At 68.3% G+C, this 25,057-nt stretch carries 23 protein-coding genes; 15 read left to right on the plus strand and 8 right to left on the minus strand.

The genetic code is table 11. From position 1 onward, the window contains the following. Window positions 1-303: 303 nt before the first annotated feature. The gene (locus AB1L88_RS12100; RefSeq protein WP_367096917.1) at window positions 304-1,263 is read right to left on the minus strand and encodes a GDSL-type esterase/lipase family protein; all 960 of its coding nucleotides are present in this window, start codon (window positions 1,261-1,263) and stop codon (window positions 304-306) included. A gap of 422 nt (window positions 1,264-1,685) precedes the next feature. Here AB1L88_RS12100 and AB1L88_RS12105 point away from each other — a divergent pair, with 422 nt between their 5' ends. The 4 genes from AB1L88_RS12105 (at window position 1,686) to AB1L88_RS12120 (ending at window position 6,596) form a co-directional block, all read left to right on the plus strand. After that, entirely contained in the window at window positions 1,686-4,148 is a 2,463-nt protein-coding gene (locus AB1L88_RS12105; RefSeq protein ID WP_367096918.1) for a VCBS repeat-containing protein, read from the plus strand. Between the two features lie 216 nt (window positions 4,149-4,364). After that, on the plus strand, window positions 4,365-4,943 hold the full coding sequence (locus AB1L88_RS12110) for a hypothetical protein (RefSeq protein ID WP_367096919.1): 579 nt from the start codon (window positions 4,365-4,367) through the stop codon (window positions 4,941-4,943). Between the two features lie 115 nt (window positions 4,944-5,058). Continuing rightward, window positions 5,059-5,388, plus strand: coding sequence for a hypothetical protein (locus AB1L88_RS12115; protein WP_367096920.1), 330 nt, complete (start codon window positions 5,059-5,061; stop codon window positions 5,386-5,388). 143 nt (window positions 5,389-5,531) lie between these two features. Next, the gene (locus tag AB1L88_RS12120; protein ID WP_367096921.1) at window positions 5,532-6,596 is read left to right on the plus strand and encodes a Gfo/Idh/MocA family oxidoreductase; all 1,065 of its coding nucleotides are present in this window, start codon (window positions 5,532-5,534) and stop codon (window positions 6,594-6,596) included. 80 nt (window positions 6,597-6,676) lie between these two features. Here AB1L88_RS12120 and AB1L88_RS12125 read toward each other — a convergent pair whose 3' ends face one another. The 3 genes from AB1L88_RS12125 to AB1L88_RS12135 all read right to left on the minus strand — a co-directional run bounded on the left by AB1L88_RS12125 (window position 6,677) and on the right by AB1L88_RS12135 (window position 8,422). Then, complete coding sequence (locus AB1L88_RS12125) at window positions 6,677-7,033, minus strand: helix-turn-helix domain-containing protein (protein WP_367096922.1); 357 nt, start codon at window positions 7,031-7,033, stop codon at window positions 6,677-6,679. Next, a complete protein-coding gene (locus AB1L88_RS12130; protein ID WP_367096923.1) occupies window positions 7,030-7,440 on the minus strand; it encodes a hypothetical protein in 411 nt (136 codons plus the stop codon). The genes AB1L88_RS12125 and AB1L88_RS12130 overlap by 4 nt, the downstream gene beginning before the upstream one ends. A gap of 130 nt (window positions 7,441-7,570) precedes the next feature. Next, window positions 7,571-8,422, minus strand: coding sequence for a fumarylacetoacetate hydrolase family protein (locus AB1L88_RS12135; protein ID WP_367096924.1), 852 nt, complete (start codon window positions 8,420-8,422; stop codon window positions 7,571-7,573). 201 nt (window positions 8,423-8,623) lie between these two features. Here AB1L88_RS12135 and AB1L88_RS12140 point away from each other — a divergent pair, with 201 nt between their 5' ends. The 6 genes from AB1L88_RS12140 to AB1L88_RS12165 all read left to right on the plus strand — a co-directional run bounded on the left by AB1L88_RS12140 (window position 8,624) and on the right by AB1L88_RS12165 (window position 15,277). Then, window positions 8,624-9,892, plus strand: coding sequence for a beta-ketoacyl-[acyl-carrier-protein] synthase family protein (locus tag AB1L88_RS12140; protein ID WP_367096925.1), 1,269 nt, complete (start codon window positions 8,624-8,626; stop codon window positions 9,890-9,892). Further along, entirely contained in the window at window positions 9,885-10,142 is a 258-nt protein-coding gene (locus tag AB1L88_RS12145) for a phosphopantetheine-binding protein (protein WP_367096926.1), read from the plus strand. Before AB1L88_RS12140 ends, AB1L88_RS12145 begins: the two co-directional genes overlap by 8 nt. A 138-nt stretch (window positions 10,143-10,280) precedes the next feature. Further along, window positions 10,281-11,240: a lauroyl acyltransferase gene (locus AB1L88_RS12150; RefSeq protein WP_367096927.1), complete on the plus strand. Its 960-nt coding sequence runs from the start codon at window positions 10,281-10,283 to the stop codon at window positions 11,238-11,240. 247 nt (window positions 11,241-11,487) lie between these two features. Next, on the plus strand, window positions 11,488-12,705 hold the full coding sequence (locus AB1L88_RS12155; RefSeq protein WP_367096928.1) for a PLP-dependent aminotransferase family protein: 1,218 nt from the start codon (window positions 11,488-11,490) through the stop codon (window positions 12,703-12,705). Between the two features lie 51 nt (window positions 12,706-12,756). Beyond that, window positions 12,757-13,989, plus strand: coding sequence for an LptF/LptG family permease (locus AB1L88_RS12160; protein ID WP_367096929.1), 1,233 nt, complete (start codon window positions 12,757-12,759; stop codon window positions 13,987-13,989). Window positions 13,990-14,107: 118 nt separating this feature from the next. Further along, window positions 14,108-15,277, plus strand: a complete 1,170-nt coding sequence (locus AB1L88_RS12165; RefSeq protein WP_367096930.1) for an LptF/LptG family permease — start codon at window positions 14,108-14,110, stop codon at window positions 15,275-15,277. Window positions 15,278-15,302: 25 nt separating this feature from the next. On the opposite strand, the gene AB1L88_RS12170 is transcribed toward AB1L88_RS12165, so the two are convergent. Then, window positions 15,303-16,583 (minus strand): beta-ketoacyl-[acyl-carrier-protein] synthase family protein, encoded by a 1,281-nt coding sequence (locus AB1L88_RS12170; RefSeq protein ID WP_367096931.1) that lies wholly within the window; start codon window positions 16,581-16,583, stop codon window positions 15,303-15,305. A 400-nt stretch (window positions 16,584-16,983) separates the two neighbouring features. On the opposite strand from AB1L88_RS12170, the gene AB1L88_RS12175 reads away from it, so the two are divergent. The 4 genes from AB1L88_RS12175 (at window position 16,984) to AB1L88_RS12190 (ending at window position 20,250) form a co-directional block, all read left to right on the plus strand. Then, complete coding sequence (locus AB1L88_RS12175) at window positions 16,984-18,180, plus strand: pyridoxal phosphate-dependent aminotransferase (protein ID WP_367096932.1); 1,197 nt, start codon at window positions 16,984-16,986, stop codon at window positions 18,178-18,180. A gap of 319 nt (window positions 18,181-18,499) precedes the next feature. Next, the gene (locus tag AB1L88_RS12180) at window positions 18,500-18,982 is read left to right on the plus strand and encodes a hypothetical protein (protein ID WP_367096933.1); all 483 of its coding nucleotides are present in this window, start codon (window positions 18,500-18,502) and stop codon (window positions 18,980-18,982) included. Window positions 18,983-19,074: 92 nt separating this feature from the next. Next, a complete protein-coding gene (locus tag AB1L88_RS12185) occupies window positions 19,075-19,491 on the plus strand; it encodes a hypothetical protein (protein ID WP_367096934.1) in 417 nt (138 codons plus the stop codon). 618 nt (window positions 19,492-20,109) lie between these two features. Beyond that, window positions 20,110-20,250, plus strand: coding sequence for a hypothetical protein (locus tag AB1L88_RS12190; RefSeq protein WP_367096935.1), 141 nt, complete (start codon window positions 20,110-20,112; stop codon window positions 20,248-20,250). Window positions 20,251-20,605: 355 nt separating this feature from the next. Here the strand turns inward: AB1L88_RS12190 and AB1L88_RS12195 are convergent, their stop codons facing one another. Both AB1L88_RS12195 and AB1L88_RS12200 read right to left on the minus strand, forming a co-directional pair. Then, window positions 20,606-21,310 (minus strand): RraA family protein, encoded by a 705-nt coding sequence (locus AB1L88_RS12195; RefSeq protein ID WP_367096936.1) that lies wholly within the window; start codon window positions 21,308-21,310, stop codon window positions 20,606-20,608. A 280-nt stretch (window positions 21,311-21,590) separates the two neighbouring features. Next, window positions 21,591-21,914 (minus strand): hypothetical protein, encoded by a 324-nt coding sequence (locus tag AB1L88_RS12200; RefSeq protein WP_367096937.1) that lies wholly within the window; start codon window positions 21,912-21,914, stop codon window positions 21,591-21,593. 180 nt (window positions 21,915-22,094) lie between these two features. On the opposite strand from AB1L88_RS12200, the gene AB1L88_RS12205 reads away from it, so the two are divergent. Next, window positions 22,095-22,298 (plus strand): hypothetical protein, encoded by a 204-nt coding sequence (locus AB1L88_RS12205; protein WP_367096938.1) that lies wholly within the window; start codon window positions 22,095-22,097, stop codon window positions 22,296-22,298. Between the two features lie 44 nt (window positions 22,299-22,342). Here AB1L88_RS12205 and mutS read toward each other — a convergent pair whose 3' ends face one another. Then, entirely contained in the window at window positions 22,343-25,006 is a 2,664-nt protein-coding gene (gene mutS, locus AB1L88_RS12210; RefSeq protein WP_367096939.1) for a DNA mismatch repair protein MutS, read from the minus strand. Between the last annotated feature and the right edge of the window lie 51 nt (window positions 25,007-25,057).

The following is a 25,057-nucleotide window of genomic DNA, read 5'->3' on the forward strand; positions in this document are numbered from 1 at the left end:
GGCCACGGGGTTGGGCCGGATTGCCTCGGGAACACCTCGCCCCGCTGCCGACCGGGGCAATCAATGCAATTGAGACTCAGTTTCACAAGGACGGCATGATAAGCCGTACGCCTCCCCGGAATCAAGGGCCCTGCCTTGACAAATCTCGAAAAAGTTTCGTGCGGGGAGGTCGACCGCCCCCGGCGGACCGGCACGCGGCCCCGCGGGCGAGGCTCCGAGGCCGATGGCGTCCGACCGGGCCCGCCGAGGCGGGGTGCACGCAGGGCCCGGGCCGCTGAGTCGGGGTGATCCGGCGTCGGTCGCTCAGTCGGGCCGGGCGAGGGTCAGCTCGGTCTCGGCGGTCGGGGCGAGGCTGTCGGCGAGGGAGACGATCTCGCGGTGAGAGAGTGGGGGGATGCCGAAGCCGAAGTGGACGAAGGCGGCGCGGACGAGGCGCTGGGCGATCAGGCCCTGGCCGATCGTGCCGATGTGGCGGCCGTCGGCCAGGAACAGGTGGCCGTTGCCATTGCCGGGGACGAGGCGGTCGAGCCGCCGGCCGCCGACGGTGACGAAGCGGGGCATCACGGCCTCGGCCACGCGGGCCTCGAACTCCAGGTCGGCCAGGCCGACGCGGGGCGATCGGCGGACGAGGGCGCGGAGCGAGGCGTTGAAGCGCCGCTGGGCGACGGCGAGGGCGTCGAGCCGCCGGGGGTCGATGGTGCCGACGGCCAGCTCGTGCCGGATCTCGGGGAGCCCCCGCAGGCCGGGGACGGTGGCCAGGACGACCCGGACCGAGGGAGATGCGTCGAGCAGGGTGGAGACGATCGTTTCGAGGTTGGCCGAGGCCCGTCGGCCGACCTCGGCGGCGTCGACCCAGGGGCGGTCGGGGTCGGCCGCCTCGATGAAGTCGTTCCCGCCGAGGAAGACGAAGGCCAGGTCGACCAGGCCGTCGCCGATCTGCTCGGCCAGGCCGAGGTGCTGGCCGGTCGTCAGGGCGTCGTCGGAGGTCGCGCCGCTCTGGGCCCAGTTGTAGGAGAAGCCGCGGTGCCGCGGGGGGCCGAGGTCGTCGAGCGAGAAGTGGCCGAAATTCAAGGATCGGGTCAGGGCCAGGATCTCGACCCAGCTCAGGGCGGTGGCGCGGTCGGGTTCGTAAAAACGGTACTCGTCGGTGTAACTATCGCCCACGGCCCCGACGCCCAACGGCCGCAGGGTCGCCTTGCGCACGAGGCCCGGCATGGCCGCCACCGCGACATTCATCGAGAGCGATCGGACCATGCCCCACATGACGCAAACTCCAGGATGTCTTCAACTTGGTGCGAGGTTCGAGCGAGGGCCGTTCCCGGGAAGACCGCGGAGCGTCGATCATCGATGCCGGCTCGACGGGCGGGAAGGCCTTGCACCTCTCATGCCCGTCGTGATCGATTCGCCGACGCTCGCCACGGACGTGGACGTCCGGGAATGTTGCTTCAAGCATAGCTGACGATTTCTCGACTCGCGGCGTGATGGATGCGTCGAGGGGGGAGGAAGGCTCGGCGCCTTGCCGTCACGATCCCCCTCGTCGGCAAACTCCGAAGGCGATTCGGGGTGCTTGTCGTCCCGGGAGAGCAGTCGTAAGCTCGACGGGACGAGAAGCCCGCCGGTCATGGAGTCCGGGGACGGGACCTCGGTCGAGCTTGCCCCTCCGGAGAGGGAAGGATCGCAATCTGATGGATGACGTCTTGCGCCGGTGTGTCGCGTGCGGTTGCCTGGTCGCGTTGCTCGGAGCCGGAGGAGGGATCGGAACCCCAGAGGCCCAGGGCCAGGAGCCGGTTCGCCTGGCCGAGTATTACGGCTTTCTTCCTTTGGAAATCTACAAGCTCGACACGAGGATCAGCGGGGTGGTGGTCGCCGACCTCGACGGCGACGGCCAGGACGACATCGCCGTGGCCAACAACGCCCGGAGCCGGATCAACCTGCTCCTGACCACCGAAGGGCCGTCGGACGAGGACGGGGCGTTCGGTTTCGGCGTCAATCGGCTCACCAGCACCCAGCGCATGCGGATCAAGAGCATCCCGGTGAACCAGGAAGTCGTCAGCCTCCAGGCCGGCGACCTCGACGGCGACGGCAAGATCGACCTGGCCTTCTACGGCAAGCCGGCCGACCTGACCGTCCTCTACAACCTGGGGGACGCCCAGTTCGGCCGGCCGCGACGGGTGCCGACCGGCCCGGCCGCCGAGAGCGGCTCGGCCCTGGCCCTGGGCGACCTGAACCAGGACGGTCGGCTCGACCTGGCCCTGATGACCTCGCAGGAGATCATCACCATTCTCCAGCAAGGCGACGGCTCGCTCGGCCGTCCCGATCGCCTGCCGCACACGGCGCCGAGGCCGGGCGTGTTGAAGCTGGTGGACATCGACGGCGACGGCGGCGACGACCTGGCGTTGCTCTCCGGGGGGGACGAGTACCCGATCCGGGTCCGCTTCTCGAGGCCCGGCGGCCGGCTCGGCCCGGAGGAGCGGTTCGAGATCGGGCAGTCAAGGGCCGTGGCTTATGGCGACCTCGACGGCGAATCCGGGGCCGAGGTCCTGACGATCGAATCGCAGACCGGCCGGGCCGTCGCCCACACGCTCCGCGACGGCCCGTCGGAGGACGAGCAGCGCCGGGGACGCCTGATCGTCCACCCGCTGCCCCCCGGCACGACCCGCAACCGGGCGTTGGCCGTGGGGGACCTCGACGGCGACGATCGGCCCGACGTGGTGGTGAGCGACCCGACGAACGCCCAGGTCTTCGTCGTCTTGCAGGACGATCCTGATTCGGGGCTCGGCTCGGTTTCGACCTATCCGAGCCTCGTCGGCGGCTCGGCGCTCCGGATGGCCGACTTCGACGGCGACGGCCGGGACGAGCTGTTCGTGCTCTCGGAACAGGAAAAACAGATCGGCATGAGCCGGATGGTCGACGGCCGCCTCGGCTTCCCGACCCCCTTGCCCGTCTTCGGCGGCGACCCGATCGGCCTGAGCCTCGGCGACCTGACCGGCGACGGCCGGCCGAACCTGATTTACGTGGCTCGTGAAAAAATCGATGACAAGGACGTGTTCACGCTCCGGGCGCTGAAACAGTCTGAGGCGGGCGACCTGGTCCCCGTCGTCTGGGGAGCGACCGACGCCGTGCCGGTCGAGGGGCTGACCGGACCTCCCCGAGACATCAGGCTGCTGGACGTGAATCGCGACGGGAAGCTCGACGTCTTGATCTTCGACCCCTATGCCCCCCCTGCCCTCTTGCTCGGCCAGGGGGCCGAGGCCGCTCCGGTGCGGAGCGAGAGCCGCCCCGGCCCGCTCGCCGGGGTGGCGCCGAGCGCCTTGACGCGCTCGACCCTCGACGACGAGGCGGCGATCCTGGTCGCCCAGGGGACCTTCGCCCGGAGCATCGCGCTGGACGACGCGGGCCAGTGGGAGGTCCGGGAGCAGTTCAACTCGGGCCGGACGACCGCGCAGCTCCAGGCCGCCGCGGCCATCGAGCTCGACGGCGAGGGCTCGCCCGAGATCGTGATGCTCGACCGGACCTCGAAGTCGCTCCTGATCCTGGAGAGCCCGGACGACGGGGCGACCTACCGCCTGGGCCAGACCCTGCCGGTGGGCACGATCGACTTCCTCGGCCTGCACACGGGAGACTTCGACGGCGACGGCAAGGACGACCTCTTGATCGGCGGCACGGACAAGTTCGCCGTCGTCCTGACCGGCGAGGGGGGGCGTCGGCTGGAGCAGCTCGCCAGCTTCGCCACCGAGCGCCAGGACAGCCGCCTGGCCGACCTGATCGCCGGCGACCTGAACAACGACGGCGTGGCCGACGTCATCGTGACCGACACGATCAACCACTACATCGACATCCTCCCGTTCCTCGACGGCGAGCTGACGCTCGGCCTCTCGTTCCAGGTCTTCGAGCAGAAGTCATTCCGCAACCTCGACGACCTGATCGAGCCCCGCGAGATGGCCCTCGGCGACGTGGACGGCGACGGCCGGACCGACCTGGTCGTCCTCGTCCACGACCGGATCCTGGTCTATCGCCAGGATTCTGGCGAAACCCCCGCCCCCGAGGCGATTGCCGGGGCCGACTCGGCCGACGCTCCTGAATCAGACGATCCCCCCCTGGAACCGGCCGGGGCCGGCTCGGGAGGCCCGATCGACGAGCCTGATTGAGTCGCGGAGCATCGCTCCGGGGTTGCCTCTCCCGATGCTTCGGTACGCAAAATGCGACTCCAAGGGGTTCATTGAAGCCCTACAATGGAGAAGGATCGAAGCGCCGGGCCGGCCCATTCCGTTTTGAGATCGACGCTCAGACGAGGACCGGGCCGGTCGCATCCTGGAGAGGCACCCATGAATACGATGAATCGAATGATCTTGCGGAGTCTTGGCGTGGGCCTTGTCCTCGCGGGCCTCTCGGCCGGCGAGGCAAGCGCCCAGTACGGGCCGAGGGCCAATCCGATCACCGGGCTCCGGACCGGGATGCGCTATCAGCCGGCATTGGCGTCTCCGTTCGCGACCAACCGAGTGGGAGGACTGGGGACCTCGGTCGGCCTGTCGCGTTATGGCGGGTTCTACGGCTCGAACTTCGGGCCGGGCTTCGGCGTCAATCGCTACGCCTCCCGCAGCTTCCGATCGGGCTGGGGCCTGGGCGGGTTCGGGATCGGCGGCCTGGGCGTGCGGAACGTCGGCTACAGCAGCGTCGGGTTCGGCCTGCCGGTGGCGACCTCGTTCTCCTTGAACATCGGCGGCGTCGGCTACCCGGGTTACGGCTACGGCGGCTGGGGCCTAGGCTACCCTGCGTACGGGGTGGGCATCGGCTCGCCCTGGGGGTACGGCGGGTATCCGTATGGCGCGGTCGGCGTCCGGCAGATCACGTACGGCGCGTCGTATCCCTATAGCTGGATCGGCTACGGCGGCTTCCCGTACGGCTACGGCTACGGGTATGGCGGCGGCTACTTCGGCTTCTGAGCCGGGCGAAGGCGGTCCGGGCCGTCCCCCCCGCCCGGCCCGAGACCGAACACCCGTCGCGCAGGACCGCCGACCCTCGCCCCGGCCGGAGGTCCCCATCGGAGATCGAATGCTGATGGACCGAGTTCTTCAGATCCTCACCCAGGCGCCCGAGGGTTCGCTTGCGATTCGGCCGGACGGGCCCCCGAGCTTCGCCGAAGACCGGATCAGCATCGAGGGCACGCCCCGATCGTTCCGGATGCTCGCGGACCTGCTGATCGCGATGGCCGACGCGGTCGAGACGGCCCCGCAGGCGAGCGGACGCGGCTGGCGGCTCGTGCTGGGCCCGGACGAGGCGCCGGCCCTGCGACTCGAACCGGGGTGCCTGCTCGCGATCGACTGCGAACCCGAGGCACCGGGGGCGACCGCCCCGGGCGAGGCCGGCCATGACGCCCCTCATTCATGAATGACCACCGATCGGACGGCCCGGGCTCGGCAGGCGGGTTGCGCCGGGGGTCCGGCAGGGTATGATGGGCACCCTCGGGGGAACGGCCCGCCGGGCGAAGGGTGAGTTCGATCTCGGGCGGATCGGATCGAAGGGTGACGGGCATGGCCGCCGGACAGATTCGGATCGGGATCGTCGGCGCCGGGCAGATCACCCAGCGGCGGCACCTGCCGGGCTTCAGGGCGATCCCGGGCGTGAAGGTGGTCGGGGTGTGCAACCGGCGCCGCGAGTCGTCGGCGCGGGTGGCCCGGGAGTGGGACATCCCGCAGATCTACGAGTCGTGGGAAAGCCTGGTCGAGGACGACGCGATCGATGCGGTCGTCATCGGCACGTGGCCGTATCTGCATTGCCCGATCACGCTGGCGGCGCTCGACGCGGGCAAGCACGTCCTGACCCAGGCCCGCATGGCGATGAACGCCCGCGAGGCGCAGCGGATGCTCGACCGCTCGCGCGAGGCGAAGCACCTGGCGGCGATGGTCGTGCCCAGCCCGCTCGGCCTGGCCGGGGATTCGTTCGTGAGGCGCCTGATCGACCGCGGCCTGCTCGGGACGCTCCGCGAGGTGCACGTGCACGGCCTCTCCGACCAGTGGGCCAGCCGCACGACCCCCCTGCACTGGCGACAGATCACGAGGTACTCGGGCTTCAACATGCTCAACCTCGGAATTCTGCATGAGACGGCCCTGCGCTGGTCGCCCCCGCCGGTGCAGGTGCTGGCCCGCGCCGCGATCACGATCCCGACGCGGACCGACCCGGAGACCGGCAAGAAGGCCCGCGTCGGCTCGCCCGACACGGTGCAGGTCTTCACGACGCACGAGGACGAGTCGATCGGGGTTTATCGCCTGAGCGGGGTGGTCCGGCACAACCTCGGGACGTCGATCGAGCTGTACGGCTCCCGGGGGTCGATCCTCTACGACCTGGAGACAGACGCAATTCAGGTTGGTCGCCTCAACCACCCGCTCCGCCCCGTGGCCATCCCCGAGGCCGAGCGCGGCGGCTGGCAGGTCGAGGCCGACTTCATCGCCGCGATCCGGGGCGAACGCCTCGTCACCCGGACCGACTTCCTCACCGGCGCCCGCTACATGCAATTCACCGAGGCCGTCGCCCGCAGCTCCCGCAGCCAGGGGCCGGTCAACCTGCCGTTGAGCGAGTTCTCCAGCCCGGATGAGTGAGTGGGGGGAAACCGGCCTTCATTCGCTTCATGGAGCGATTCGCGTCGAGCCAGCCGATGACCGATCTCCACCAAGCCGAATTAATCCTGGTTCGTCGTCACCTTCACACGCTCGATCCAGAGCTGAGGATAGGCGACAAGGTCGTCCAGATATCGGCAAGCAATCATTGGGACAGGCCGACTGCCTTGCTCCCAGGAGCGGAGGGTCTTGACGCTGACGCCCAGGAACTCGGCAAGCAATGCCTGACTGGCTCCCAGTCTTCGGCGTACTTCCTTGACGTCGTCGGGTCCATAAGGTTTCGGATGGATGTCGAGGCTGACCGTCCTGACGGTGAAGCGCTTCCCAACCGGTTCCCCGGCCTCGAGCGCGTCGCAGAACGCGGACAGGCCAGCAACCATCTCGGCCGCGAGCGGAGAGAGCCGCTTGTCCTCGTTCATTGGATGTCCCCTTGATTCAAAAGTCGCCTGAGCCGTCCGATCACTGCGGCCAACGCATTGCAGTCGGCCTTCGAAAGATTGGACTGTTGGCCCTTGGCGAGAATGGCCATGAGCGTGACGATCCCATGTTCGGGGAAATAGACGTAAAACACCCGGTAAGCCCCCCGTTTGCCCCGCCCCGAATCGGGGGTTGAAAACCGCGCTTTCCGGAGTCCTTGAGTCCCGGGAATGACAGCCCCCTCCTCAGGAGCAGTCATGATGAGCAATTCTAGGGCCCGAAGATCGTGATCGGACAGGCCAAGCCGAGACCATTGACCTGGGAATGGGTCAATCTGGACGAATCTCAACCAATCCTGAGGTTTAAGCACAGCGTTATGCACGAGCGTGAGATGCTCTTTCGAATGCATTCCCACCAGCCTCCGCACGGCGGCCTGTCGATCGCGATTTCAATGTCGGTTCATGAACCACTCGACCGAGGCAATGTGCCACAGAGTGGCACCATTGTCAAGATCGTGTGGCAAAGCGTAGTCGATCGAGTCACCGCCCAGCAACCGTGTTTTCGAGCGTGCCGAGGCCTTCAATGGTGATGCGGACCACGTCGCCGGGGTGGAGGGTGAACTCGTCGGGGGGGACGATGCCGGTGCCGGTCAGGAGGACGACGCCGTCGGGGAAGGCCTGGTCGAGTCCGAGCCAGTGGATCAGGTCGTCGAAGGACCGGGCAAGCTGGGAGGTCGAGGTGGCCCCGGAGAAGACGGAGGAGCCGTCGCGGTGGATATCGAGCGTGATGGAGAGATCGGAGGGGTTGGAGAGGCTGGAGAAGAGGGTCACGCAGGGGCCGAGTGAGCAAGACCCGGCGTAGACCTTGGCCTGGGGGAGATAGAGCGGGTTGCGCCCTTCGATGTCGCGGGCGGAGACGTCGTTGCCGATCGAGAGGCCGACGAGGCGGAGCGTGTCGTCGAGCACGAGGGCCAGCTCCGGCTCGGGGACGCTCCACTTCGTGTCGGAGCGGACGCGGATCGGGGCGCGGTGGCCGACGGCGCGGTCGGCGGTGGCCTTGAAGAACAGCTCGGGGCGGTCGGCGGAGTAGACGAGGTCGTAGAACGAGCCCCCCTGCTCCGACTCCTCCTCGCGGGCGACCTTCGAGCGGATGTAGGTCACGCCGGCGGCCCAGATCTCGTGGTCGTCGATCGGGGGCAGGAGGCGGAGCGAGGCGATCGGCAACGCCTCGGACTCGGGGGCGAGACGGCGGTCGACCTCGGCGGCGGGGTCGGCGGCGTGCAGGACGGTGGCGATCCGCCGAGAGCCGCGCAGGGGGCGGACGGAATCGCCCGAAATCAGGCCGACGGCGGGCTGTTCGGAATCGGGTCCGAGAAATTTCACAAGCTGCATGGTCGAAATGTCCCTTTCGTGTTAGAACCCTCGTCCGGTCGACCGGCCAGGCCGGTGGTTCGAGGCTTCGGGTGCGCCGGGGGACCGGCGATTCGGAGGGGAAACCACCGGGAATTGGCTCAAGGACGCAATGGGTCGGCCGGCGGGTGCTTCGCGTGGACACACCAAGGCCCGGCGACGGATGGAACCGGGAGGCATCGGATGTCGGATCGAATCAGGGTGGTCGGCCATGCCGCGGTCACCTGTCTGGGGAACGACCTGGACCGGACCTGGCAGGGGCTCGTCGCCGGGAAGTCCGGGTTGGCCCGGCACCCGGATCGACTCGATCCGGGCAGTTACTTGCAGGACATTGCGGGCCTGGTCGACGGCGTCGGGCCGGGGACGGCCGAGGAAGACCCGGCGATCAACCGGCTCGGCTCCCGGTTCGTCCACTTCGGCGTCAGGGCAGCGCGGCAGGCCTGGCTCGAATCGGGGTTGGAGCCGAAGCTCGACGCCGACCTGCCGAGGAGCCGGGTGGCGGTGGTCGTCGGCTCGGGACTCGGGGGGATGGACCTCTACCACTCCGAGAGCAAGCGACTGGCCGCGCGGAAGTCGCTGGCCACCGGGCCTTATCTTCTCCCGGGCCTGATCGCCAATCAAGCGGCCGGTCAGGTGGCCCAGCAGCTCGGCCTGCACGGGCCGAGCCTCTGCCCGGCCAATGCCTGCGCCAGCGGCGGGCACGCGATCATCTTCGGGGCGATGCTCCTGCGGTCGGGAGAGGCCGACGTGGCCGTCGTCGGCGCGACCGAGAGCGCCTTCACGCCCGAGATCGTCAACGGCTTCGTGACGATGAAGGCCCTGATGGGCCGCAAGCCGAACGACCGGAGCAACGACGACCCCTCGCAGGCCAGCCGCCCGTTCAGCGGCGACCGGGCCGGGTTCCTGATGGCCGAGGGGGCGGGGATCCTCGTCCTGGCGACCGAGTCGGCCGTCGACCGCCTCGGGCTGACGCCGCTGGCGACGTTGCTGGGCTGGGCGACCAATTCCGACGGCTTCCACGTGGCCCAGCCGCAGCCGGACCGGGTCCGGCAGTGCCTGGAGGCGGCCATCGGCCACGCCGGGGTCCACCCCGAGCAGATCGACTATTACAACGCCCACGGCACGAGCACGACGATCAACGACCGGGTCGAGACGGAGGCCGTGCGGCGGATCTTCGGCGATCGGGCCGCGAGGCTGCCGGTCAGCTCGATCAAGGGGGCCGTCGGCCACGCGCTCGGCGCCGCCCCGGCGATCGAGGCGGCGGTCTGCGTGCGGGCCCTGCGCGAGCAAGTCGTGCCGCCGACGGTCAACTATCGACCCGACCCGGAACTGGACCTCGATTACGTTCCGGGCGAAGGGCGGGAGGCGCGGCTCGACCGCATCCTGTCGGCCTCGTTCGGATTCGGTGGGACGAATAACGCCCTGGTCTTCGGGAGAGGAACCGATGCCTGACACCCAACTCTTCGACACGGTTTGCGCCTTGATCCGATCGGTCGTGAAGCTCGACGAGTCGGTGACGATCACGCCCGAGTCGTCGCTGGTCGAGGATCTCGGGGTCGACTCGCTCGACCTGGTGAGCGTCTTCCTGGAGGTGCAGGACACCTACGGCGTGGCGATCGACGAGGACGACCTGGCGGGCTTGGTGACGGTGGGCGACCTGGTCGGCTACGTCTTCGACCGTCGGGCCTCGCAGGCGGCCTGAATCGCCCGGGGTGATGCTCGGATCGTCAGGGCCCGGCGATGCCGGTGCGCCTGGCCGTTCCGAGGCGCTCTCCGGCGGGGGCAAACGGGGCGGTCCACATCGGTCGCGGCTCGGAAATAATAAAGGGGTCAATCAGGCATGGGGCGTCGTGGGGTCAATACGCGCAAAGGGATCTTGCGGGCGACCTTGCCGGTCTTGCGGCGGCTGCCGCCCCGGACGGCCTTGCGGGCGGTCGACGCGATCGGCCGGCTGGATTACCGGCTCGTGCCGTCGCTTCGCAAGCGATACGACGAGGCCATCCGGACCCACGCGGCGACCCTCGGCGAGGACTGGGACCCGTCCCGGATCGGCCCGGAACTCTCGGCCAATCAGGTCCGGTCGCGGGTCCGCGACATGCTGCTCGACGACCGGACCGATGCGCAACTGCACGGCCTGTTCCGGGTCGAAGGGCGCGAGTTGCTGGACGAGGCGGTCGGCCGGGGGCGCGGGGTGGTCCTGCTCGGCAATCATTTCGGCGCGCACATGCTGATGGCGTACTGGATGATCTGGCAGGGGTACGCGTGGCGGATGTTCGGCGAGCGGCCGCGGTCGATCTCGAAGCTGATGGCGGCGCAGTTCGCCACCGAGGGGCCGCTGGGGCAGTCTCGCCTGTTCGTCTCCCGCAAGGCGAACCCGGCCGAGGCGGCCGGCGCGATCCTTCGGGCGGCCCGGGTGCTCCGCGAGCAGATCGTGCTGTCGATCGCCTCGGACGTGCGCTGGCCGACGCCGCCGAACGCCCCGGCGCGGTTCCTGGGACGCTCGTACACGTTTTCCTCCACCTGGGTCACGCTGGCGGCGATGTCGGGGGCCCCGGTGGTCCCGGCCTACTGCCTGATCGAGCCGGACGGGACCTATGCGATCGAGTTCGAGGCGGCCTTCTCGGTCCCTCGGGAGGCCGCCCGCGACGAATCGCTCGCGGCCCACTGGGTCCAGCACGGCCTGACCCTGATCGAGGAGCGCGTCCGGCGCGACCCGGCCAACAGCATCGATTATTTCTTCTGGGAGGAGGACGAGGCCCGGCCCCGAGCCTCCGGGCCGCCGATGGCGGCGGCGGGGTGAACCCGACCCGAGATGATCCCGGATGCGTCGGGCCCGAACCTGCGGGCGAACTCTGGGTGTCGGAGGGCGTGGACCCCTCTGCCCCCGGCCGGAGGGCGGGTTGACCGATCCATGAAACTCGTTAGATTTGATGGAGAGACGAACCCGTGCCCGGCGTTGTCCTTTCACCCCCGCGGTTGACATGAATCCGTCGTCGTCCTTGAGTCGATTGGCCCGAGATCGAGGGGGGTCGCCGATCAGCGACCTGATGAAGTGCGCGCTCGATAATCCGGGCCTGATCTCGCTCGCCGCCGGATTCGTCGACCCCGCCTCCTTGCCGGTCGACCCGACCCGGAGGGCCGTCGACGCCCTGCTCGGCGACCCGGCCCGGGGGCGCAAGGCGCTTCAGTACGGCACGACGATCGGCGACCGCTCGCTCCGGGAACGGCTCGTCCGCCGCCTGGAGCAGGAGGAAGACGCCCTGCCGGGCCAGTTCGACCACGTCATCGACCGGACGGTGATGACCAACGGCTCGCAGCAGTTGCTCTACCTCGTGGCCGAGGCCCTGCTCGACCCGGGGGACATCGTCCTGGTCGAGTCGCCGACCTACTTCGTCTTCATGGGCCTGATCGAGGCCCGAGGGGCCCGGGTCATCGGGATCGAGACGGACGACGGCGGCCTGAGCCTCCCCGCCCTGGAGGAAACCCTCCAAAAGCTCGACGAGGCGGGCGACCTGCCCCGGGTGAAGCTGATCTATACGGTCACCGAGCACGGCAACCCGACCGGCCTGAGCCTGGCCGGCGATCGGCGGGCCCCCTTGGTCGACTTGGCGAACCGCTGGTCGAAGTCGCATCAGATTTATGTGCTCGAAGACGCCGCCTATCGGGGCCTGAGCTTCACCGGCCGGGAGCCGTCGAGCGTCTGGAGGCACGACGAGGACGGCCGCTGCGTGATCCTCGCCCGGACCTTCAGCAAGAGCTTCAGCCCGGGCTTGAAGACCGGGTTCGGCATCCTGCCCGAGTCCTTGCTGGGATCGGTCCTGAGCCTGAAGGGGGACCACGACTTCGGCTCGAACAACTTCGCGCAGAACGTGCTCGACCAGGTCCTCGGCGACGGCAGTTACGACGCCCAGGTGGCCTGGCTCCGCGAGGTCTATCGGTCGAAGTGCGAGGTCCTGCTCGGGGCCCTGGAGGAGCACCTCGGCGGGGTCGAGGGGGTGTCGTGGACGACGCCGAAGGGGGGCCTCTACATCTGGCTGACGGTGCCGGAGTGGCTCGACACGGGCAAGGATGGGCCGTTGTTCTCGAAGGCGCTGGAACATGAGGTGCTGTACGTCCCGGGTTCGTATGCGTTCCCGGAAGAACCGGGGCCGGTGCCGACGAACCACGCCCGGCTCTGCTTCGGCGTGCCGGACGAAGCGCAGTTGCGCGAGGGTGCGCGTCGCCTGGCCGGAGCCCTGGCGGCGTGCGGCGAACGGGTCGCGTGAGGCGATCGGTCCGGGGCCTGGACGCCCCGGAAGAACCGCGGGGGACCCGAAGTGAACGGACTGCTTCGCCGCTACGCGATCGGAATCCTGCCCCGGTACGTCATGGGGCAGGTGGCCAAGTCCTTCTCGCTGGCATTGCTGATGCTCACGAGCATCTTCGTGCTGGTGGTGGTCGTGGGCAAGGCCGCCGAGACGGGCCTCGGCCCTCGCGAAATCGCCATGATGCTGCCGCTGGCGGTGCCGAGCACCCTGCCGTACACGGCGCCCGTGGCCTTGCTCTTCGCCGTGACGGTCGTCTACGGGCGGATCGCGTCGGAGAACGAGGTCCTGGCGATCAAGGCGTCGGGCCAGGGGGCGATGACGGTCATGCTGCCGTCGTTCCTCTTCGGCACGATCTTGAGCGTCGGCCTGATCTACATGAGCAACGACCTGATCCCCTCGGCCACCCATCAGGCGAAGAAGGCCCTGATGAGCAACATCGAGGAGATGTTCTATCGGATCCTCAAGAAGGAGCGGTCGTTCGACAACAAGGGCTGGCCGTTCAAGATCGAGGTCCGGGACGTGGAGGACAAGGTCCTGATCGGCGCCCGGTTCTCGCACCGCAACCGCGACCCGAACGCCGAATCCCCGTTTGACATGCACATTTACGCCGAACGCGCCTCGATCCAGTTCGACAAGGAGGGGGAGAAGGTCGTCGTCATCCTCGAAGACGCGGCCATGCTCGGCGCCGCCCGGCACCGCGACTTCATGCTCATCGACAAGGAGCGGCTCGAGCTGCCGATGGCCAACAACGGCGACCGCTTCGTCGGCACGGTGCAGGAATTGACCACCGGGCAGATCATCGACGAGCAGGCCGAGTGCCTCGCCAAGTCGGTCGAGGAGCGCAACCGGCAGTCGATCGCCGCGTCCCTCTGGATCGCCTCGGGGCGGCCGAGGCTGGTCAACTGGCCGACGATCCGGGCCACCTACAACGACGCGCTCTACTGGGATCAACGGTACGACAAGCTCGAGACCGAGAAGCACATGCGGGTGGCCATCGCCTTCAGCCCCCTCTTCTTCGTCCTGATCGGCGTGCCGGTGGGGATCTGGCGGGCCCGGGGAGACTTCCTCAGCGCCTTCATGGTCTGCTTCATGCCGATCATCCTCATCTACTACCCGCTGACCCTCGTCGGCGTGAACCTCGGCAAGGAGGGGATGCTCGACCCCTTGCTCGCCCTCTGGGCGGGGAACCTCGTGCTGGCGATCCTCTGCGGCCTGGTCCTGCGACCGGTGCTGCGGCACTAGCGGGAAGGCTCGCGGCCTCGTCGATGAATCGCGGCACGGCGCGGCGATTGACGCCCGAAGGGGCAGGGATGCTCGATCGATCGATCGGTCGGACCTTTGAGGTCCACGGAGGGACCGGATGCTGCGGATCCTGGACAGGCAGCGCTACTGGGCATTCGTCAAGGCCTATTTCATCTGCTTCGTCTCGCTGGTCGGCCTGATCGTCGTGATCGACGCCTTCGCGAACCTTGACGAGTTCGCCAAGGTGGCCAGCGGCCTGGGCCTGTTCCAGAAGATGGGCCGCTTCTACCTCGTGCGCACGAGCCTCTTCTTCGACCGGCTCAGCGGGGTGATCGCCATGATGGCGGCGGTCTTCACGGCCACCTGGATGCAGCGCAACAACGAGCTGCTGGCCATGCTCGCCGCGGGAATCGGCACCAAGCGGGTCATCCGGCCGATCCTCGTCTCGGCCTGCCTGGTCAACGGCCTGGCGGTCGTCAACCAGGAATGGATCATGCCCGAGGTCGCCGACGAGCTGCAGAAGCCGCCCGACCACTTCAACGGCCGCAAGATCGTCCAGTTCCACAGCCGGGAGGACCGCGACGGCATCTCGATCGGCGCCAGCGGCGAGGGGGATCCGGCCACCCGGACCGTCACCAAGTTCCACGCCTTCCTGCCGATGCCCGTCATCGGGTCGTTCGGCAGCATCGACGCGGCCGAGGCGACCTACATCCCCGAAGACCACCCGACCGCGCCCGAGACCGGCGGGTGGCTCCTGCGACGGGCCCGGGTCAGCCCCCCCGAGGCACCCATCGACCCGGAATTGATCGTCGAGCTGGACGCGGCCGAGGCCCTCGACGGCTTCCCCCCGTCGCTCGACGGCCTGGAGGACCTGGGGGGGCGGACCCTCTTCCTCAAGTCCCGCGTCACCTTCCAGGCGATCACCCGCGACCACCGCCAGTGGTTCCGCTACGCCTCGACCCCCGAATTGATCTCGGCGCTGTCCGACCCGGTCAACGACCCGGAGAAGACCGAGATCGCCGTCTATCTGCACATGCGGATGCTCCGGCCGTTGATGGGCATGGCCCTGCTCTTCCTGTCCCTCCCCTTGATCCTCGGGGGGGTCGGGCGGAACACGTTCATCAACCTCGGCTTCTCGCTCGGGGCGTCGGCGGCCTACTATGCCACGATCAACGTGGCGCAATATCTGGGCAGCAACGGCGTCCTGACGCCGATGATCGCCGCCTGGGGCCCGCTCATCGCCTTCGGGACGATCGCGGCCTCGCGGTGGGACCTGATCAAGTCGTGAGCCCGAGCCCTGCGGGCCCGGGCGGTCAGACGCGAGCCATGACGAGCGAGGCGTTCTGGCCGCCGAAGCCGAAGCTGTTGGACAGGGCGACGCGGACGGAGGTCTCGCGGGCCGTGTTGGGCACGTAGTCGAGGTCGCAGTTCGGGTCGGGGGTCGCCTGGTTGATCGTCGGCGGGATCACGCCTCGGTCGAGCGTGATGGCCGTCGCGGCGGCCTCGAGCGCCCCCGAGGCGCCGATCAGGTGGCCGACCATCGACTTCTGCGAGCTGATCGGGATCGTCTTGGAGCGGTGGCCGAAGACCTGCTTGACGGCGTTCGTCTCCATGATGTCGTTCAGGCGGGTGCTCGTGCCGTGCGCGTTGATGTAGTCGACGTCGGAGGGGTTCGACTTCGCTTCCTTCAACGCCGCCTTGATCGATAAAGCGGCCCCCTTGCCGGTCGGCTCGGGCCGGGTGATGCCGTAGGCGTCGAACGAGGATCCGTAGCCGAGGACCTCGGAGAAGATCTTGGCACGTCGGCGTCGGGCGTGCTGGAGGCTTTCGAGCACGAGGACGGCGGCCCCCTCGCCCAGGACGAAGCCGTCGCGCTCGCCGTCGAAGGGGCGGGACACCTCGGTCGGGGTCCGGGTCGATCGGCTCAGGGCGTTCATGGCCTGATAGGCGACGATCAACAGCGGGTCGAGCCGGCTGTCGCAGCCGCCGGCGAGCATGACGTCGGCGTCGCCCCGGGAGATCAGGCGGAAGGCCTCGCCGACGGCCTGGGTGCCGGCGGCGCAGGCGGTGACGATCGTGTTGTTCGGCCCCATCGCCTGGTGCAGGATCGACAGGTGGGCCGCGGCCATGTTCGGCAGGTGCTTCAGGAGCCAGAGCGGGAACATCGACTCGGCCTGCGCGATCGAGAATTGCTTCCAGTCGAGCGCCCCGTCGTCGCTCACGCCCGAGAGCACCGGCGCGGCCAGCTCGCCGAGCGACATGGGGGTGATGCCGGTCCCCATGCAGACGCCGAATCGGGCCGGGTCGAGCCGATCGGTCTCCAGCCCCGCATCCTCGACGGCCAATCCCGCCGCACCGACGGCGAAGTTGACGGCGCGGCTCATCGTCTTGGCGTTCTTCTTGTGCTCGCCCAGGTAGGGCATCACGTCGAAGTTCTTGACCTCGCCGGCGATCCGGACCGGCAGGCCGGTCGCGTCGAAGCTCTCGATCGGGCCGACGCCGGAACGCCCCTCGGCGATCGCCTCGGTGAAGGAGACGCGTCCCAGGCCGTTCGGAGCCACAATCCCGATTCCCGTGATCACCACCCGGCGCATCGACACCTCTCCCTTGCCTCGCTCTCGGCTCTCGTCAAGTGGTGTGCGTCTCGTCGAGGCCCTCAACCAACGATCACCTCAAGGTCAATCGTCGAACGGGCGATGCTCTCTTCCCTACTCTTTGGCATCATACAATGCGAAGTCGGCGGGAGCAAGTTAGTTTGGCTAGCCTGGGAGGTTTTGTTCGAGTCTTCCAGTTGGCGGGATTATGCGATCCGAAACCGATTCTCGCGACCAGCGAACCGGTGAAGTGACCGCAAGGCCCGAGGTTGCTAGAATGGGGGACGCTTCGAGCGGACTCGGACGGACGCGGTGCTCCTGGACAGAAGTCGAGCGATCGAGGCGTTGAAATTCCTGCGTGTTCATGTCGAACTTCAAACGATTCGGGGGAGAGCGATCGATGTCCCTCCGCTTGGCGGAACGTTCCCGGTGGGTGGCCCCTTCGGCGACCATGGCGATGGCGGCCGAGGCGGCCCGGCTGAAGGCCACGGGGGTCGAGGTCTTCGACTTCTCGCTGGGAGAGCCCGATTTTCCGACGCCCGAGCACATCTGTCGGGCCGCCGAGCGGGCGATCCGAGACGGGAAGACCCACTACACGCCGGCCGCCGGGATCCCCGAGCTGCGGGCCGCGGTCGCCCGGCATTACGCGAGCACGGTCGGCCTGCCGGTCGAGCCGCAGCACGTCATCGTCTCCAACGGCGCGAAGCACTCCATCCACAACGCCCTGATGGCCCTGTGTGGCCCGGGGGACGAGGTCATCATCCCCAGCCCCTACTGGGTCAGCTACGCCGAGCTGGTCCGCCTGACCGGGGCCGAGCCGGTGATCCTGGAGACGACCGAGGAGGAGGGGTTCATCCTCTCCCCCGAGCGGTTCCTGCAGGCCGTGACGCCGCGGTCGAAGCTCTTGATGATTAATAGTCCGTCGAACCCGACCGGGGTGGTTTATCCCCGGTCGGCGCTCGAGGCCCTGGCCGACGCGGTGCTCAAGACCGAGGTCGGCGTCATCTCCGACGAGATCTACGAGGAGCTGCTCTACGGCGACGCCGAGGCCCATTGCTTCGCGGGCCTGCGGCCGGGCCTGGTCGACCGGACCATCACCATCTCGGGCGTGAGCAAGACCTACGCCATGACCGGCTGGCGGATTGGGTGGGCGGTCGCCCCGCCGGCGGTCTCGAAATTCATGGGGGCCCTGCAAAGCCAGGAGACGAGCAACCCCTGCTCGGTCAGCCAGTGGGCCGCCCTGGAGGCGATCACCGGGCCGAAGGAGGCCATCCGCGGGATGCTGGCCGAATTCAGCAAGCGCCGCGACTACGTGATCGAGCGGATCGAGGGGCTGGAGGACGTCTCGTGCATCCCCCCCCAGGGGGCCTTCTACGCCTTCATGAACGTCGAGCGGCACTTCGGCCGGACGCTCGGGGGCGAACTCGTCACCGACTCGACGAGCTTCTGCCAGGCGGCGTTGCGATCGGTCAACGTGGCGATGGTGATGGGCTCGGCCTTCGGCGCCGAGGGGTTCGCCCGCGTCTCGTTCGCCACCAGCATGGAGACCCTCGAACGCGGCTTCGACGCCCTCGGGCGGTTCCTGGGAGGCGCGTAACCGACCCGGACCGGCCCACCCTCCCCGTCCGGTTCTCCATCGCTCGAGGACGATCCGAGGGTCGCCCGACATCCGTCGCCCTCGGATCGTGCGCGACTTGCGGAGCCAGGCCCCCCTGGCCTGCCCTCCGTCCGGGTCAGGTGCGTGGGCCATCGGCCCGGGATTCGCTGGGACGTTTTTTGGAGACGATCCGGAGGATTACGGGCTCCCGACGGAGGGATTTTGGGGGGATCGAACTGGCGTCTTGCCGCGCCATTGTCGGTTCTTCTAGAATGATCACCATCAACTCCGCCTGGCGACCCGCGGGAGAGGGGCGGCCATGACCAGGTACCTCGTCGCAGGGATGTTGCTGCCGCTTTCGATGCTGATCGCCTACCTGATCCTCCGCCGGCCGATCCGGGAGATCTGCGAGGAGATCGGCTTCGAGAAGGCCCGTCAGCGCTTCCGCGAACAACGCGAACGCCTCGAAGCCCGGTTCCTCACCGCCCTGGGCCGGATCGACCCCGAGGAGCAGGAACACTGGGAGCTGGCCGACTGGCGCGACGAGATCGCCTGGGCCCGCGACCGCTCGACCCGGACCCTCAACGCCCTGGTCGCCGTCCGGTTCGACCCCCCACCCTTCACCGACCTGCCCGCCCCCTACGCCACCGCCCTGTTCGAGTACCGCGACGGCAACTGGTCCACCGACGGCCTCTGGTTCGACGACCTTCGGCCCGAGGAAGCCGTCGCCCTCCACCGCCAGCTCGAGCCCGTCATCGTCTCCCGCTACCGCCCGTCCCAGACCGGCGACGCGATGCTCTGAGGGGTCCGGATCGCCCCTTGACGGGCGTCGCGTGATCACGTAGTTCCCTCACTGTCATGCCCGGAATCGGCCATCACAGAGGGAGAACCCCCATGCGCCACGGAAACGTGCGGATCATCGCCGCCGCACTGCTGGCGATCGTCCCGCTCGCCCATGCGAAGGCAGCCGCCGGGGATGAAGCGGTGATCACGATTATCGGCAGCCCCACGCTCATCCCCGAGGGCAGCCGCTGCGTGATCGCGCTGAAACCCGTCGCGAACCGCCAGAACACCGTCGCAACGACCTTCGAAGGGACGGTCGTCGAGGCATCGGCCCGGCAGATCGTCCTGTCGGTGACCGAGACGAGGCGAGTCGCCTCCGAGAACTCCCCCGGCGCGAAGATCCCCTTCGTGAATCGGCTCTTCCGGAACATCGGCATTGCTGCGACCACACCTGGCGAGGAGCGGATCGTCTCGATCGCGGCCGAGACGATCCAGTCGGTCCAATGCCTCAGCCTTCGCGAAGAATGATCCCGCGGGGTGGCCCGGACAACGGCACGTTGTCCGGGTCGCGAAGCGACACGAGGTGTTCCGCCCAAGCGTGGCTTGAATGACAGGCGGGGCATCCGCTTCGACCTCTTGCGGCTTCGCCGCCCGGACAACGTGCCGTTGTCCGGGCCACCCCGCGTATCATGCTGATTACGTCAGTTCGTCGACCTACTCCAGGTCAGGCGGCGGAGTCCATCAATGAATTCTCAGCCACCTGCGACTGTCCGAAACCGCAAGAGGTCCCTTGCTGGGCTCCTTGCCTGCATCGCAGCCATGGCCTTGGCCGCCGACTGGTTTCGCATCAGAGCGGCACAGGACCCCCTCAGCGCCTTCGCGATGCTGATCGGCTTCATCCTGGCGTCTGCGATCGTGTGCATGCGAAGCCCGTCCCTCATGATGGCCTCAGTTCGCCTGGCCGTAGGTTCGGCGCTCCTCTTGGCGTGGGCGTGGGCCGCCTCGATTCCCCGACTCCCGGTCCCCGGTTGGCGGTATGGCACCTTCTGCCTATGGCTCGCGTATTGGTGGGGCGCGACGGTCGCGCTGCCGCTCCTGTTGGTACGCTTCCTCGATCGAATGTCTGCCCGAAGCTGGAGTGCCGGGTTGATCCGCACCTTGAGGCAAATCCCGGCCGGCTTCCTGATCCTCATCCTGACGATCCTTCTCTGGCTCTTAATCGGGTTCATCGTCGATCAGGTGGTCCCCGTCTTCTTTCCCAGCCCTCCGCCCCCCCCCATCACCTAACCTCGCGCGGGGTGGCCCGGACAACGGCACGTTGTCCGGGTCGCGAAGCGACACGAGGTGTTCCGCTCAAGCATGGCTTGAATGACTGGCGCGGCATCAGCTGTAACCTCTTGCGGCTTCGCCGCCCGGACAACGTGCCGTTGTTGCCGTTGTCCGGGCCACCCCGCGGGCTAGAGCCTCGAACGCTACGCCTTGCGATCCGAACCCCGCCCCCTCTCCCCGCGAACGGGGCGAGGGAGCCGGAATTCAACCCTTGCCTCCGCAATGCGCTCATCCCTCGAATTGGGGCCGGCCACTTCTTCCGAGGAGGAGGGGACCGAGGTCATCGCTCAATCGACTGCAAGGGATCTGGCTCTCACTCCCGGATCTTGTTCTTCATTTCCGCGCGGAGCTGGATGTAGCGCTCCAGGTCGAAATCGGCGCTGCGGCAGTGTTCGAGCAGGGGGCGTTCCAGGGCTTCGACCTGGGCGCAGGCGTCGGCGAGGCGGTCGGCGACCTCGGCGGGGATGATGCAGACGCCGTGCTTGTCGGCGTGGATCAGGTCGCCGGGCTTGATCTCGACGCCGGCGATCGTCACCGGCTTGCCGAAATCGACCAGCCGAACGTACGCGTGGCTCACGCACGGATTGAGGCCGAAGAGCTGGAAGCCGAGCCCCTCGACCTCGTCCAGGTCGCGCGGGCAGCCGTCGGTGATGTGGCCGACGCAGCCGAGCTTCTGGTGGATCGTCGCGTTCACCTCGCCGAACTGGGCGCCGAGGCCCGGCTCGTCGTCCAGGTCCTGGCCGATCGCCACCTTCGGCCCCGGCTGGCTCGCGACGTAGCGCAGGTAATCGGCGTTCAGATCCGGGCTCGGGTTCGGGTCGTGCGAGGCCCTCGTCTGCGAGGTGACGGCATAGCCGACCATCACCCCCAGGTTCGGCGTCAGGCTCCGAATCCGGTGCGGCAGGTAGCCGACGTGCCTCGGGCGGACATTGAAGACCTCGATGGCGTTGGAGATCGTCGGCGTGTTGTAGGCCCTGAGCCGCTCGATGGCCTCAGGGTTCAGGCAGGTGTAGGACATCGGTGGGGCGTACTCCCTCGGGGCAGGATTTCGGCCGGGATTCGGGTCGATTGCGGCAGTCTAGCACCCCGGCCCGTCCAGAGCCAGCCGCACGGCTTCGGCCAGGCCCGCCAGGGGGTTTGACCTGGCATCTCAACGCCGTGAGGCAGCCTCACACGCGGCGCGAGGGAAACCGCGGCCTCCGTCCCCCTCCCTTTCCTCTCTTTATTTTGAATTTCTCTTCTCCGCGTTTCTGCGCGCGGTCCCCTCCCCCCATCGACCCGCCCTACCGTCGGTCGAATCAGGCCCCCTGGGAATCGAGCACGGCGGGCGGCTCCCCCTCGCCCCGCGTCCAGGGCTTCGCCGGCCCCGATCGCCAGGCGAAGCCCCCGAGCGGGAGATCGGCCAGTTCGATCAGGCTCGGGTCGAACTGCGCCATCTCTCCCAGCGAGACGACCCGGGCGTCCTCCTCGAAGACGTGCTCGCCGTCGAGGAACTGCCAGGCCCCGTCATCGTCGTCGTGCGTGACGAGCAGGACGGGGGCCTCGCCGTCGAGGATGCGGTCGATCGTAAAGACGGCCGTCTCGGGAGGATCGGCGAAGGGCCATTGCGTGTCGGCTGTCATGTCCGAAATCACCGGGACGAGGGGTGGGGAACGTCGCGCAGGCTCGGGCGCGATCAGCCAGTCTGTCCGGAAGAACCGGGAGCCCAACGATTCTCCCGAACAGTTTCGACTGGCCAAGGCTGGACCACAAGGCTACGATTCAAGAGGAAGTTCATTCGCTCTTCACACGGAATGAGTCTCGTGAACGCCGAAGCCATCAGTCCCGAGGAGCAGATTCGCCGCGTCGCGCGGGTCCTGCTCTCGATGTCGAACCCGCCCGCGGCGGGCGAATCTCCGGCGACTCGCCCCGACCTGCGAGGCCTGATCGAGATGATCGAGCGGCACCTCGAAGGGGATTTGCCCCCCCTGCCCGCTCAACCCGCCGGCCCGTCGGCCCACGACTGACCGCAGGCCGACCGCTCGGCACGGCTCGGCTCCCCCCGAATCCGTCACGAGGACGATTCGGCCAGTTCCTTGAGCCGTCGAATCAACGCCACGGCGGCCGACGGATCGATCGCCGCGGGGTCCACCTCGCGCAGCTCGTCGATCATCGGGTCGGGCAGCGCCGCGAACAGGCTCTCCTGCATCCCCCGTCCGGTCTTGACCTTGCGCGGATCCGGGCCATCCATCGCGCCGGGAGCGACCTCACTCGCGGTTGCACCCCCCTGGCCGTCGATCTGCTCGGTCCCGTGGTGCCGCTCCAGGTACGCCAGGATCGTCCGGGCCCGATCGAGGACCGACCCCGGCACCCCCGCCAATCGGGCGACATGAATCCCGTAGCTCTGGTCGGCCCCCCCGGGGACGATCCGGTGGAGGAAGACGACCTCGCCGTCGCGCTCCCGGACCGCGACGTTGCAATTCCGCAACCTCGGCCGCGACTGCTCCAGGTCGACCAGCTCGTGATAGTGCGTGGCGAACAGGGTCCGGCACCCGACCGCGTCGTGCAGGTGCTCGGCGATCGCCCAGGCGAGCGAGACGCCGTCGAACGTGCTCGTCCCCCGGCCGATCTCGTCGAGGATCACCAGCGACTGCCCGGTCGCGTTGTTCAGGATATTCGCCGTCTCGGTCATCTCGACCATGAACGTGCTCTGCCCCCGGCTCAGCTCGTCGGTCGCGCCCACTCGGGCAAAAACCCGATCGACCACGCCGAGCCTCGCCGCCTTCGCCGGCACGAAGCTGCCCATCTGGGCGAGAATGCCGATCAGGGCGACCTGGCGGATATAGGTGCTCTTGCCCGCCATGTTCGGGCCGGTCAGGATCACAACCATGCCGTCTTCCGGGCCGAGAGTCGCATCATTCGGCACGAACGCCCCCTGCGGCATCATCGCGTCGAGCACCGGATGGCGGCCGTCGGCGATCGTCAGGACCGGCTCCGACACCATCTCGGGGCGGCAGTACCCCTGCCGGGCCGCCAGCTCGGCCAGGCCGCAGAGGACATCGACCGTCGCCAGCACGACCCCCGCCTGGACCAGCCGCGGGGCCTCGGCCGCGACCCGGTCGCGGAGGGTCAGGAACAGCTCGTATTCGAGGTCTCGCGCCCGCTCCTCGGCCCTGAGGACGGTATCCTCGTACTCCTTCAGCTCGGGGGTGATGTAGCGCTCGCCGTTCTTGATCGTCTGCTTGCGGACGTACTCGCTGGGAAGCGCCTTGCCGGCGGCCTGCGAATGGGTGATCTCGATGTAGTAGCCGAAGACCTTGTTGAAGCCGACCTTCAGGCCGTTGATCCCGGTCTTCTGCACCTGCTCGGCCTGGTAGCGGGCGATCCACGACTTGCCCCCCCGGGCGATCTCCCGCAGCTCGTCGAGGGTCGGGTGGTAGCCCTCCCGGATCAGGCCCCCTTCCTTCAATGCGATCGGCGGCTCATCGACGAGCGCCTGTTCGATCCCCGATCGGATCTCGGGGCAGAGTTCGAGCGATTGCTCCAGGTCGTTCAGCAACGGGGCGCCGCGTTCGGAGAGACGGGCCTTGATGCGCGGCAAGAGGCCGAGCGTCTTCGCCAGGCAGGCCAGGTCTCGCGGCGAGGCCCGGAAAGTCGCGGCCCGGGCGGCCAGGCGTTCCAGGTCGTGCGCGCGGTCGAGGGCCGCGCGCAGGTCGGCACGCAAGGCCGTATCGGCCAGCAATTCGGCCACGGCGGCGTGGCGTCGGGTGATGCCGTCGAGGTCGGTCAACGGGGAGGTCATCCACTCCGCCAGCAATCGCGCCCCCATCGGCGTGCAGGTGCGGTCGATCACGGCCAGCAGCGACCCTTCGCGCTTGGCGTCCCGGAGGGTCCGGGTCAGCTCCAGGCTGCGGCGGGTCGTCTCGTCGAGCAGGAGCGTGCTGCCCCGGCGGTACGGGACGATCCGCGTCAGGTGCCCCAGGCTCGATTTCTGCGTGTCCTTCAGGTACGAGAGCAAGGCCCCGGCCGCCGACACCTCGATCGCCTCGTCGTCCAGGCCGAAGCCCGAGAGCGTCGTGACGCCGAAGTGCTCGAACAGGCGGCCCTTGGCCTCGCCCGGCTGGAAGTCCCACGACGGGCGGCAGGTGATCGGCACGTGCGGGCCTTGCTGGCGGACCAGGCGGACCCAGGGCGCGTCCATCGCGGTTTCGGACACGAGAATCTCGGCCGGGTCGAGCCGGGCCATCTCGTCGAGCAATTCCCGGCGCTGGACCTCGCAGAGCAGGAAACGCCCCGTGGACAGTTCGACCCAGGCCAGGCCGAGCCTCCCCTTCACCTCGACCACGGCGGCCAGGTAGTTCGCCGCCTTCGGGTCGAGCAGGGCGTCGTCGGTCAACGTGCCGGGGGTGACGACCCGGACGACCTCGCGCCTGACCAGCCCCTTGGCGAGCTTCGCGTCTTCGACCTGCTCGCAGACGGCCGCGCGGTGCCCGGCGGCGACGATCTTCGCCAGGTACGACTCCAGGGCCGGGTGGGGGAACCCGGCCATCGGGATGGCGTCGGTCCCCTTGTCCCGGCTCGTCAATGCGAGGCCGAGCAAGGCCGAGGCGCGTTCGGCGTCCTCGCCGAACAGCTCGTAGAAGTCCCCCATCCGGAACAGGAGCAAGGCGTCGGGGTCGCGGGCCTTCAGCTCGCGATACTGCTGCATCATGGGGGTCGAGGCGGGGCCGCTCACAGCGATCCTCTCCGATCCGAAATCCGTTTCATCGAGCACAGGGTCCGCAGG

This window comes from Tautonia sp. JC769 (assembly GCF_040717455.1).
Taxonomy (GTDB): Bacteria; Planctomycetota; Planctomycetia; order Isosphaerales; family Isosphaeraceae; genus Tautonia.